The organism is Plantactinospora mayteni, assembly GCF_016862935.1.
In the GTDB taxonomy this organism is placed as follows: domain Bacteria; phylum Actinomycetota; class Actinomycetes; order Mycobacteriales; family Micromonosporaceae; genus Plantactinospora; species Plantactinospora mayteni.
In genome coordinates this window covers 197,955-209,650 of the sequence record NZ_BONX01000012.1, presented here as the reverse complement: position 1 = coordinate 209,650, position 11,696 = coordinate 197,955, and the positions used below count along the sequence as shown (strand labels likewise).

Genomic DNA, 11,696 nt, shown 5'->3' with positions numbered 1-11,696 from the left:
CCGGTGGGGGAGTCAGCGGGCGATCCGCAGGCTGACCGCCGCGTTGCTGGTCCGGCCGGAGTCGGTGAGCCGGTAGACGAACCGGTCGGTGCTGGCCCTGTGGCTCGGGTACGGCCGGTAGATGACCGTCCGGCCGGTGGTGACCTGAACGGTGCCGTGTGCCGGCGGGGTGACGATGGTGACCCGGGTGCCGCTGGTGGCGAAGTCGTTGGCGAGTACCTGGATCCCGGTCGCCCGGACCGCGCTGACCCGTGGGCTGTCCCGGATCGCCGTCGGGGCCCGCACGAAGGTGCCGGTACCGGTGCCGATGAAGACGCTCTGCACCCCGGTCACCTCGCTGGTGGTGAGCACGTCGAGGATCCCGTCGCCGTTCACGTCCGCCACCGCGACCGTCCAGAAGTCGTCGCCGTAGGCGTCCCCCTGGAGGTTCACCACCGTGCCGTCGTCCAGCACCACGACCACGCCGGTGAAGTACGTGCCGCACCCCTCGGCGTACGCGAGGGCCACGTCCATCGCGCCGTCGGCGTCGAAGTCGGCGAGGTGGTACTGCGGCCGGCCGGAGCAGTACCGCACCGGGCCGGGGGTCAGCGTGCCGGTGCCGGTGTTGAGGTAGGTGGTGAAGCCGTCACCCTGGTCGGTCCACTCGTAGACGTCCTGTCGGCCGTCGCCGTTGAAGTCGGCCGTGCCGATGTAGCTGGGCTGGGTGATGGTGTCGAAGCCGGCCGAGACGGCGAAGTCGTCCAGTACCAGCAGGGTGTCGGCGATCGACGGCGGCGGGCCGGCGAACCAGGTCACCGCCAGCTCGTTGGCGGGGTCGCTGTCCAGGTCGAGGCCGACGCCCATGTCGGGGCAGTAGAGCACCGACGTCAGGTACCGGTAGGACCGGGCCGGACCGTAGCCGCCGCCGGCCCGGCCGAGTTCGACCCGGACCGCGCAGTCGGAGGTGCCGGGCAGGGTGCCGAGGGTGTTCCGGTCGGCGCGGCCGTCCCCGTTCACGTCCGCGATGATCGGCTCGTCCTGCCAGCCGGCCCGGGCGGCCGGTGTGGCCACTCCGGCGGCGGCCACCAGGACGATGGCGACGGTGGTGATGCGTAGGCCCCACATGGTGCCTCCTCGGACCTGGTTCCCCGCCCAGCCTGGACGTTCTCAGCAGGAGATTAGGGTGCACGCATCGTGATGTCGTGCGCGCTGACCGTAATCTGACACGGTGTTTGGTGAGCCCGCTGTGGGGTAGTGGCGCCGACCGGCCGGGTCAGCCGGTGATCCTCAGGCTGACGGCGGCGTTGCTGGTCCGGCCGTCCTGGCTGAGCCGGTAGACGAACGTGTCGCTGGTGCCGTGCGTCGGGTTCGGGGTATAGATGATCGTGCGGTTCGTGGTGACCTTGACCGTGCCGTACTGCGGCGGGCTCCAGATGGTCACCCTGGTCCGGTCGGTGGCGTAGTCGTTGGCCAGTACCTGGATGCTGGTCGCCCTGCTGCCGCTGACCGTGGGATAGTCCCGGATCGCCACCGGCGCCCGGACGAAGGAGCCGTCGCCGAGGCTGATGAACGTGGCGATCTCCCCGGTCGACTCGTTGTGGGTGGTCACGTCGACCAGGCCGTCGTGGTTGGCGTCGTCGGTCTGCACCGTCCAGCTCGCCAGGCCCAGCACGTCGGTGTGCAGGTGGACCAGGCTGCCGTCGTCGCGGACCACCGCCACGCCGCTGAAGTACGGGCCGCAGCCCTCGACGTACGCGATCACGACGTCCATCGCCCCGTTCCGGTTGAAGTCGGCGAGCCGGGGCTGCAACGGGCCGGAGCAGTACCGGACCGGGCCGGGCACCAGGGTGCCGGAGCCGGTGGCGAGGTAGGTGGCGAACCCCTCGCCCTGGTCGGTCCACTCGTAGATGTCCTGCCGCCCGTCGCCGTTGAAGTCGGCGGTGCCGATGAAGCTGGGCTGGAAGATCGTGTTGAAGCCGCGGGTGACCCGGAAGTTGTCCAGTACCAGCAGGGTGTTGGGGACGGTCGACGGCGGCCCGGCGAACCAGGTCAGCGCGAGTTCGGCGGCGGCGTCCGCGTCCAGGTTGAGCCCCACGCCCATGTCCGCGCAGTTCGGCTCCGCCGCCGGCAGGGTCAGGTAGCCGTACGCCTGCGGCGCCGCGTACCCGCCGCCGGCCTGTCCCAGGCTGACCACGACCCGGCAGGTGGTCACGGCTCCCACGGTGAGATCGAGTACCACCCGGTCCGGCCGGCCATCCCCGTTCACGTCGGCGACGATGGGCTCACCCGGCCCGCCCGCCCAGCCGAGCGGCGCCCGTACGCCGAGGCCACCGGCCGTCGCCATGATCGCCACCGTTATCGCGGCGATCCTGCTACCCCTCATGGCACGCCTCCTAAGGGCTCCACCGGATGTACACCACCGCGCTGCTGCGGCGGGTGCCCTCGGTGAGTTGGTACGTGAACCGGTCGGTCGCGCCATGGTTCGGCCGGGGTGTGTAGACGATCCGTCCGCCGCTGATCACCCGGGCGGTGCCGTATCTCGGCTGGACGGTGATGCTGAGCTGCGCCTGGCTGCTGGCGAGGTCGTTGGCCCGTACGGCGACCGTCACCGCCTTGTCGTTGCTGAGCCGTACGGAGTCGGTGTTCGCCTTCGGCGACCGGACGAACTGCCCGGCACCGGTGCCGATGAAGTACTCGGTCGCGCCGGTCAGCCTGGAGACCGTGCGGATGTCGGGGATCCGGTCCCCGTTGGCGTTGACCACCCGGGTGACCCAGGTGTCCAGCCCGGCCGGATCGTGCTGGAGTTCCTGGGTCGAGCCGTCGTCGAGGACCACCGCGACGCCACTGACCACGGCCGTTCCGGAGAGGCAACGCTCGGTGTAGCTGTTGACCAGGTCGGTCGCGCCGTTCAGGTCGAAGTCCCGCAGGTCGTATTCGAGCGGGCGGGCGCACCACTCCTCGGGTCCCTGGACCAGGCTGCCGGTGCCCGGGTTCAGGTACGTCTCGATGCCCTGGCCCTGGTCGGTCACCGAGTAGACGTCCTCCCGCCCGTCGCCGTCGAAGTCGGCGGTGCCGAGGTGGTACGGGGCGAAGATCGCCGAGACGAGGCCGGACGACGGCTGGAACGAGTTGTCCAGGACCATCAGGTTGTACGGAACCGTCGGCGGCGGCCCGGGATACCAGGCCACCACCAGTTCCTCCCGGCGGTCGCCGTTCAGGTCGACGGCGACGCCCAGCTCCGGACAGCGGGTACCGGTGCCCGAGCCGCCGGGCCGAAGGTAGACGAACGCCACCGGCAGCCGGTAGTCGCCGGACGAGGTGCCGTACTCGACGATCACCGAGCAGAGGTCGGGCTGGACCAGGCCGAGGGTGATCCGGTCGGTGAAACCGTCGCCGTTCACGTCTCCGAGGACCTGCTCGCCACGGCCGGCGGCCCAGGCGGGAGTCGGGGTCGGCCCGGCGACGCCGCCCAGCGCGACCAGAACCACGACCACCACGACCATCGCGGTACGTCTGCGCCACATGGCGTCCTCCTCGCTGCGAGTCCGGATGGTCGGCCGAGGGGTGTTCGTGGACGTTAACTCCTGTTCGCGGCGGCAGCGCGTGCGCTGACCGTGATCCGACAGCCACCGAAGGCGACGAAAGGCCAGGTCAGCAGCCTTGATCGGGTTAGCCCGGCGGCTGCGTACCCTGGAAGATGTGAGCCCGCGTCGTAACCGTCCGCGTCCGGAGGAAGGACCGCCGCTGGACCGTACCCGGCTGGAGCGCGGGGTCGGCTCGGTGCAGAGCTGGCGGGACGGCGAGTGGCAGGTACGCGACATCCCGGGCAGCGCGGCGACCAAGACGTACCGCTGCCCCGGCTGCGCCCAGGAGATCCGCCCCGGGGTGGCCCACCTGGTCGCCTGGCCGGCCGACGGGCAGGGCGACCTGACCGACCGCCGGCACTGGCACACCGGCTGCTGGCGGGCCCGGGACCGGCGTGGCCCGGGAGTGGAACGCTCGCGCAGCGCCCCCCGGTACGGCTGACCCGCCGCCCGATCCGAGGGATCTTCGTCACGCTGTCCCCGGGTTCGCTGCCCCCTCCGGCCGGACCGGGTCAGACTGATCCCCGTGAGTCCCGCCATCCGCGCCGCCAGCATCCTGCCCGCCCGCCGGGAGGAGATCGAGCTGCACACCGCCGACGGCCTGCGGCTGGTCGGCGAACTGGCGCTCCCCGCCGACCGGGACCCGGTCGCCACCCTGGTCTGCCTGCACCCGCTGCCCACCCACGGCGGGATGATGGACAGCCACGTGTTCCGCAAGGCCGCCTGGCGACTGCCCGCGCTGGCCGACCTCGCGGTGCTGCGCTTCAACACCCGGGGCACCAGCAGCGTACGCGGCACCAGCGAGGGGACCTTCGACGGCGGCGAGGCCGAGCGGTACGACGTTGCCGCCGCGATCGAGTACGCCGAGTTCGCCGAACTGCCGAACATCTGGTTGCTGGGCTGGTCGTTCGGTACCGACCTGACCCTGCGGCACGGCTGCGACCCGGGTATCGCCGGCGCGATCCTGCTCTCCCCGCCGCTGCGCAGCAGTACCGATGCCGACCTGGCCGCGTGGGCGAAGTCCGGCAAGCCGCTGACCGCGCTGATTCCGGAGTTCGACGACTACCTCCGGCCGGACGAGGCCCGTCGACGCTTCGCGGTCGTGCCCCAGGCCGAGGTGCTCGGCGTACCGGGGGCCAAGCACCTCTGGGTCGGCGACGCCGAGACCGTACTCGACGAGGTGGTCCGGCGGGTCAACCCGGCGGTACCGGTACCGCTGCCGACCACCTGGGACGGGCCGATGGAGACCGGCGACGCCAGCGCGTACGCCGACCGCACCGTCGCGGCCTTCGCCGATCTGCCGATGCCGGACGAGCAGCGGGGCTGAACAGGTCGTGACCGGCTACATCCCGAAGAGCGTCTTCGAGGGTCGCCGAGGGCTCGGCCCAGGGCCGAACCAGAGGGCTCAGCCGTCGGTGTCGGGGGTGCCGCGCGGGCCGGGCGGCACCGGCTCGGTGACCTCGACCGGGGGCAGCCCGGCCGCCGGTGGCCAACCCGCCAGCCAGGTCCGGCGCTGCCGCCACACCTCCCGCCAGTAGCCGGCCCGGCCGGTCAGCCGGGCGGCGGTCGCCCGGGCGGCGATGCCGACCGCCATCAGCGTCCGGCCCAGCGCGGCCCGGGTCGGTGACCAGCGCAGCCGGAGGAAGGTGACCTGGCCGCGCAGCAGCATCACCCGCTTGCCGGCGCTGGTCGAGGCGGCCCCGCCGACGTGCAGTACCCGGGCGGCCGGCACCAGTACCGGACGGGCCCCGATCGCGGTCGCCCGCAGGCAGAGGTCGAGGTCCTCGCAGTACATGAAGTAGTCCGGGGTGAAGCCGTCGAGCTGGGCGAAGAGGGAGCGCCGGACCAGCAGCAGGCAGCCGGAGGCGGCTGGTACCCGGACCGGTGCGGAGCGGTCCAGCCAGGGCAGCGCCTCCCGGTTGAAGAGCCGGGACCGGGGGAACACCTTGGAGAGTCCGGTGGCGAAGCAGGTGAGCGTCCAGAGCGAGGGCGGGCCGAAGACCGAGTGCCCGTCGTCGCTGCCGTCCGGCCCGAGGGTGCGGCCGACGTAGATGCCGTGCCCGGGGCGGGCCCGGGTGAACGCCAGCAGTTCGCCGATGAGGTTGCCGACCGGTTCGGTGTCCGGGTTCAGCAGCAGCAGCCAGTCGCCCCGGGCCCGGGACGCGCCGACGTTGACCGCCCGGCCGAAGCCGACGTTGCGGGCCAGCCGGACCACCCGGGCCTCCGGGACGGCCGCCGCGACCGCTGCCGCCGACCCGTCGGTGGAGGCGTTGTCGACCACGATCACCTCGTACGGCTCCGCCGGGCAGGCGGTACGGAGCGTGGCCAGCGCGGTCAGGATCAGCTCGCGGGTCTGGTAGGAGACCACCACCACGCTCACCACCGGGTTCACGGTGCGGCTCCGGTGGCACCGTCGGCCTCGGCCGGAGCCGGAGCACGGGTGGACTCGTCGCGTCCCCAACCGTCCCGGACCGCCGGTCTGCGGGCCGACGTCGCGGCCAGCAGGGTCAGCCCGGCATAGCAGACCCCGGCCGGCAGCAGCCACGGCCGGGGCAGCACCACGTCGACCAGCCAGGAGGTACGGCGGGCTCGGCGTACCCGGTCGTCGGCGGCGCGCAGGCTGGCATTGCCGGCCCGGACCCGGCCCAGCCGGCGCAGCAGGTCGGCGGTGCGCCGGGGGGTGGCCACCACGGTCGCCACCTCGGGCACCTCCCGCTTCTCCGCCTCGGTGAACTGACCGTCCAGGAAGAGGTCGTCGGCGACCACGTCGGGAAACGCGCCGAACCGGGCCCGGCCGGCTGCCGACAGCGCGATCGCGCCCCGGCCGAAGAGCGCGTTCCGGTACGCCGGATGCCGCCCGTTGATCGCGTAGTAGCCGCGTACCAGCAGGGGCCGCCCGGTGGTGTCCAGCCGGCGGCGCGGCGCGGCGGCCAGGATCCCCGGCGCGGTGACCGCCGCCGCGAGCGCGCGGGCCCCGGCCGTCTCCAGCGCGATGTCGGCGTCGAGGTAGATCCGGGGAAAGCCGCGCACCGCCGCGTCACCGGCGTTCAGCGCGGCCGGCTTGCCCGGCTCGGGCAGTTCCCGCACGAGGACCCCGGGCACCGACCGGGCCACCGCCGCCGTGCCGTCGGTGCAGCCGTTCGCCACCACGACCACCTCGAACTCGCCCGGTTCCGCGTCGGCGAGTAGGGTCCGCAGGGTCCGGCCGAGCACCGCCGCCTCGTCGTGTGCGGCGACCACCACGGTCACCATGGCGCCCGCCCGGTCAGCGCGAGCCGGATCCGTCGGGTGGCGTTGCGGCGGCGCAGTCGCCAGCCCTGGTATTCCCGCAGGTCGAGCGGGGCGGCCTGGACCACCCGGGCCGAGTGCCGCATCTGCTGCGTCCACTCCGCCAGGGTCGTCACCCCGGTACGCCGGGCCGACAGCGGCCGGCGGGCCACGAAATCGGCGTCGGTGCGGTAGATGGTGCGCGGGCTGCGCGGGTCGTCCATGTGGTCCTCGGGGAGGAACGGGTGGTACCAGCCGTTCAGCCAGCCGAGTCGGGCCGCCCGCAGGCACCAGGCGGTGAACGTCTCGTCGCCGGCCAGCGGGCCGACCTGGGTCAGCGTCTCGCGTTTCATCAGATAGCCGCTGCCCTGCACCCAGTGGTTGCGGAACAGTTGGTGCCCGTTCGGATAGTCCGCCAGCTTCGCCGCCACCAGCGCCTGCTCGACGTCCTCGGCGGGAAACCGCCAGGTGCCGATCACCCCGAACCCGGGTACGTCCCGGTGCGCCCCGCGCAGGATGGTCAGCCAGTCCGGGTCGGGCAGGCAGTCGTCGTCCACCTTGCTCAGGTAGGAGCCGGTCGCCTCGGTCCAGAGCCAGTTGGTCGGCTCGGTCAGCCCGGCGTTGACCGGACTGTGTCGGAACCGGTGTACCCGGGGATGGTGCCGGAGCTCCTCGACCGCCTCCAGGGTCGGCTGGTCGGTGCCGTTGTGCCAGAGCCACACCCGGGCGTCCGCCGGGCAGGTGTCGAGCAGGTGCGGCAGCGACAGCCGGACGTACTCCGGCCGGTCGTACGTGATCATGAGGATGTCGATGCCACCGTCGCCGGTCATCCGACCGCCCACCTCCGCTCGGGTCCGCCGGAGGTGGGTGCTGCCGCACGCCGCTCCGTCATGCCTGTGCCGCCGCCGGCACCGGCTCGGCTTCGTCGGACTGCCGGCCCGGCCGGCCCGACTCGATCCGGTTGGTGCGTTCCGCCCTGGTCAGCCGCCACAGCGCCCCGGTCAGGCCGAGCAGCACGTGCACCGTGATGAAGAACGTCGTGAAGTACATCGAGTCGAAGGTGAACCCGGAAACGCCGGCCACCCCGATCGCCACCGCCAGTACCGCCGCCAGGTCGCGGTCCCGCTCGGTACGGGCGAACCGGCGTACCCGGCCGGCGACCACCACTCCGGAGAGGAAGAGGACGGCGAGCCCGGCCACCCCGACGATGCCGCCCTGGACCAGGGTGGTCAGCCACTGGTTGTCCAGCAGTTGGTAGAGCTCCGGCAGGAAGGTGCCGATCCCGCGCCCCAGCCAGGGGCGCTCCCGGATGAACGGGGCCACGTAGTCGTAGTCCTCCACCCGGGCCTGCACGCTGGGGTCGTTCTCGCCGGCCAGCAGCAACGACTTGATCGCGGCCAGCAGGCCGGGCCGGGCGACCTGGATCAGCGCGGTCAGGAAACAGCCGACCACCAGTACGTTGAAGGTGGTCCGCAGCGGCCAGACCAGGATGAAGAGCAGGATCGCGGCGCCGAGCGCGAGTACCCCGGTGCGGGAGAGCGAGATCGGGATGACCGCGGCCTGGAACATCGCCAGCACGGCGTAGATCTGCCGGTCCCGCCGGGTCGACGAGAACCGGGCGAAGTGGATCGCCACCACCAGGCCGATCACCATCAGCACGCTGAACTCGATGTAGTGCCCGGCGGTGCCGGCGACCCGGACCAGCCCGTCGCCGCCCCGGTCGCGGAACCCGACCACCTCCTTGTGGAAGGTCAGCAGCGGCGGCAGCTTCATGTAGGTGGTCAGGTCGATCCGGGTCACGAACTGGACCAGCGCGACGAACGCCATGAAGGCGGCGCCCCAGCAGAACCAGCCCAGCACCTTGTCGATGCGTTCCCGGGTCAGTACCCCGTCGGCGGCGGCGAGCAGAATCCCGGCCCCGGCGAGCGCCATCAGCAGGGTCCGCTCGGCGCCGTTCGCCTCCAGCACCGGCATCCCGCGACCCTGCCCGGCCACGTAGGAGAGGAAGAGGGTGACCAGGTAGATCGCCATCGCCCAGCGCATCGGCTGCTGGCCCCGGGTGACCAGGCTGGGGTGCAGCCGGCTCAGCGCCCACCAGACCAGCAGGCCGAACCCGACCATCAGCCCCGGCTTGCCGAGGTCGCTCAGCGGTGGGAAGACCAGCCGGAAGGGGAGCAGGTAGGCGAGCATGATCGACGCGATGACCGCGGCGGTGGCGTCCGGGAAGTGGCGTACGGCGGGGGTGATGCCGTCGTACACCGTGTCGGACCGCCGCGCGGATAGGTAGGTCGGCACGTCGCTCGTCTCGTCCGTGCGCCGTCAGCCGGCGCTCGTGGGCTGCCCGGGGATCATCGGTCCGGATCGTCCACGACGTTCCGGGCGGTGGTGAGCAGGATCGTCTCCTCGCCCGAGGCCGCCGGACCGCGTCCGTTGCCGCCCTGCCCGACTCCCCGGTCGTGCCCCAGGTGCCCGCCGGCCCGCTCGTTGACCGGTGAGCCCGGGTAGCGCTCGTCGGCGGGCGGCCCCGGGTAACGCTCGTCGGCGGGTGAACCCGGGTAACGCTCGTCGGCCGGGGAGCCGGGGTAGCGGTCGTCGACGGGGTGCGCCCGGTCGGCGGAGCCGTGCGCGCCGCGCCGGGAGAGCGGCTGGGTCGGCTCGCGTCCGGGACCGGTGGCCACCGGCGCGGCCCGGGCCATCGGGGCCGGCGAGACCACCGGCGCCGGTCGCGGCGTGCTGACCACCGCCTGGCCGGCACTCACCGGCTGGCCGGCGTTCCAGGCCATCGGGGTACGCGCGTCCCGGCGCTGGCCGAGCCGGGCGCTCGCCCGACGGCGGGCCACCGCGTCGTAGACCACGGCACCGACGGCGGCCAGCAGGATGCCGATCGCCGCGATCACGACCTGTGCCCGCAGCACGTTGGAGCGGGACTGCACGATGTTCAGCCCCGGATCCAGCACCTCGGTGGTGATCTGTTCCCCCGGGTTGGGCTTGTACTGCGCCTGCTGCCCGGCGACCTCGTCGTGGATCAGTGTGGTCACCGCCTCGACGGTCTTCCGGGCGCTCTCCTCGGTCGCCGCCGTCACCGCCACGGTCAGGATCGAACTCCGGGTCACCAGCCCGACCTCGTAGTCGGGGTCGCCGCCGGCCGCCGCGATCTTGGTCCGGGCGTCGTGCGCGGAGGTGGAGATCTGCACGGCCTGGGCCATCGCGTTCTCGCCGATCCGCAGCCACGGGTTGCCCGGCCGGGGTGTCGCGTTCGAGGCCGGGGCCGCCGCCGAGGTGGTCGGCGGTACGAGCAGGATCGCGACCTCGGTCTTGTATTCGGGCTGGATCGCCAGTCCGAACGCGAGGGCCGCGCCGAGCGTCACGACGACGATCGGAGCCGAGACGTACCACCGCCGAAACATGAGTTTCAGCAGGTCGAGAAGGTCCATCGGGCGGGCCCTTTCGCAAGGTGCGGAAGTGCGGTGCGGGTGGTCAGATCGGCAGACGCGCGGCATCGGCCCCGTTACCGTGTGAAACTTCGTTGTAGTCGCTGAGCGACGGGCGGAGCAATCGATCCCACAGTCGGATGTACGACTTCACCTGGTGATCCCAGGCGAGTTCATCGACGAACCGCTGTCTCCCGGTCGCACTCATCGCCGCCCGGGCGTGCTCGTCACTGAGGAGCTGGTCGATGGCCTTGGCGAACTCGTCCGGGCTGCCGCTCTCCACATAGCTCGCCGCCGCCTCGGCGGTACGCCGGGTCTCCAGCAGGTCGACCGCGACCACCGGTACGCCCCGGGCCACGTACTCCACCGTCTTGGCCATCGTGTACATCTCGGCCATCCGGCTCGGCCGGTCCGGCTGGATCGCGATCGAGGCGGAGCAGAGCAGCGCGTCGACCTCGTCGGCCTCCAGCCAGCCGGTGAAGCGTACGACGTCCTCCACCCCCCGCTCGGTGGCCAGCCGGCGCAGCTCCGGCATGCTCTCGCCGTCCCCGGCGACCACCAGTTCCCAGTCGTCGGTGCCGCGCAGCCCGGCCAGCCGCTCGGCGGCGAGGACGGTGGCCTCGACGTTGTCCTGCGGGTTGATCACCCCGACGTAGACCACCTTCTGTCGGGCGTCGTCCCCGTCCCCGTCCGCGCCGTCGCCGCCGCGTCGCACCTCGGCCAGGGCCGGCCCGTTGCGCACCACCACCACCTTCTCGGGTGGGCAGCCGCCCCGGCCGACCGCCAGTTCCCGGAACGACTCGTTGGTGGCGACCACGGCGGTGGCGGTACGCCAGGAGAGCCGCTCGAAGAGCCGGAGCATCCACAGCACACTCGGCCGGGGTTGCGCCGCCTTGCACTCGTAGAGTTCCGGGCTCAGGTCGTGGTGGTCGAAGACGAAGGGTCGGCCCAGGGCCCGCATCAGCAGCCCGACCACCCAGAAGACGTCCGGCGGATTGCACGCCTGGACGGCGTCCACCCGGGTCCGCAGCATCAGCCCGAGCAGCCGGGTGGCGACGGCGACCAGTGCCCAGGCGAACTCGGCGGCGAAGGAGAGCACTCCCTTGCCCGCGAGTGGCTGGGGAAACGAATGGATCCTGGTCGCGGTGGTGCCGGGCAGTACCGTGAGCCGTCGTGGTCCGCGTGGGCAGATCACCGACGCCCGGTAGCCGGCCGCCTCCAGGGCCTGGCACTCCCGGATCACCCGGCGGTCCCGCTCGGCTGGCAGATTTACCACCACGATGACAACGTGGGGGCGTCGATCGGCCATCTCTAACTCCTCATCCGCGCAGCTCGGACGACGTTTTCGATGGAAGGTCGCGGCGTATGCGATTACGCCGCGACCCGAATGAGCCTGTTTCTCGCACCGGGCTATCCCGCTACCGGCCCGGCGCTT

11 protein-coding genes are annotated in these 11,696 nt (G+C 72.3%); 2 read left to right on the top strand and 9 right to left on the bottom strand.

The features are described from left to right. Positions 1-12 precede the first annotated feature (12 nt). The 3 genes from Pma05_RS11970 to Pma05_RS11960 form a co-directional block, all read right to left on the bottom strand. The gene (locus Pma05_RS11970) at positions 13-1,104 is read right to left on the bottom strand and encodes an FG-GAP-like repeat-containing protein (protein ID WP_203857421.1); all 1,092 of its coding nucleotides are present in this window, start codon (positions 1,102-1,104) and stop codon (positions 13-15) included. Between the two features lie 148 nt (positions 1,105-1,252). After that, the gene (locus Pma05_RS11965; RefSeq protein WP_203857420.1) at positions 1,253-2,362 is read right to left on the bottom strand and encodes an FG-GAP-like repeat-containing protein; all 1,110 of its coding nucleotides are present in this window, start codon (positions 2,360-2,362) and stop codon (positions 1,253-1,255) included. A 10-nt stretch (positions 2,363-2,372) separates the two neighbouring features. Next, the gene (locus tag Pma05_RS11960) at positions 2,373-3,503 is read right to left on the bottom strand and encodes an Ig-like domain-containing protein (RefSeq protein WP_203857419.1); all 1,131 of its coding nucleotides are present in this window, start codon (positions 3,501-3,503) and stop codon (positions 2,373-2,375) included. Positions 3,504-3,723: 220 nt separating this feature from the next. On the opposite strand from Pma05_RS11960, the gene Pma05_RS11955 reads away from it, so the two are divergent. Together Pma05_RS11955 and Pma05_RS11950 are read left to right on the top strand one after the other, a co-directional pair. Further along, a complete protein-coding gene (locus tag Pma05_RS11955) occupies positions 3,724-4,005 on the top strand; it encodes an Rv1322 family protein (RefSeq protein ID WP_372441457.1) in 282 nt (93 codons plus the stop codon). A gap of 84 nt (positions 4,006-4,089) precedes the next feature. After that, positions 4,090-4,890, top strand: coding sequence for an alpha/beta hydrolase (locus Pma05_RS11950; protein WP_203857417.1), 801 nt, complete (start codon positions 4,090-4,092; stop codon positions 4,888-4,890). Positions 4,891-4,968: 78 nt separating this feature from the next. Here the strand turns inward: Pma05_RS11950 and Pma05_RS11945 are convergent, their stop codons facing one another. From Pma05_RS11945 to Pma05_RS11920, 6 genes are read right to left on the bottom strand one after another with little or no spacing between them, the layout of a single operon-like run. Continuing rightward, on the bottom strand, positions 4,969-5,955 hold the full coding sequence (locus tag Pma05_RS11945) for a glycosyltransferase family 2 protein (protein WP_203857416.1): 987 nt from the start codon (positions 5,953-5,955) through the stop codon (positions 4,969-4,971). Further along, positions 5,952-6,815 (bottom strand): glycosyltransferase family 2 protein, encoded by an 864-nt coding sequence (locus Pma05_RS11940; protein ID WP_203857415.1) that lies wholly within the window; start codon positions 6,813-6,815, stop codon positions 5,952-5,954. Before Pma05_RS11940 ends, Pma05_RS11945 begins: the two co-directional genes overlap by 4 nt. Further along, the gene (locus tag Pma05_RS11935) at positions 6,809-7,660 is read right to left on the bottom strand and encodes a glycosyltransferase family 2 protein (protein ID WP_203857414.1); all 852 of its coding nucleotides are present in this window, start codon (positions 7,658-7,660) and stop codon (positions 6,809-6,811) included. The genes Pma05_RS11940 and Pma05_RS11935 overlap by 7 nt, the downstream gene beginning before the upstream one ends. A gap of 58 nt (positions 7,661-7,718) precedes the next feature. Beyond that, positions 7,719-9,125, bottom strand: coding sequence for an O-antigen ligase family protein (locus Pma05_RS11930; RefSeq protein ID WP_203857413.1), 1,407 nt, complete (start codon positions 9,123-9,125; stop codon positions 7,719-7,721). 53 nt (positions 9,126-9,178) lie between these two features. Next, on the bottom strand, positions 9,179-10,264 hold the full coding sequence (locus Pma05_RS11925; RefSeq protein ID WP_203857412.1) for a YveK family protein: 1,086 nt from the start codon (positions 10,262-10,264) through the stop codon (positions 9,179-9,181). A 43-nt stretch (positions 10,265-10,307) separates the two neighbouring features. Beyond that, positions 10,308-11,570, bottom strand: coding sequence for a glycosyltransferase family 4 protein (locus Pma05_RS11920; RefSeq protein ID WP_203857411.1), 1,263 nt, complete (start codon positions 11,568-11,570; stop codon positions 10,308-10,310). Between the last annotated feature and the right edge of the window lie 126 nt (positions 11,571-11,696).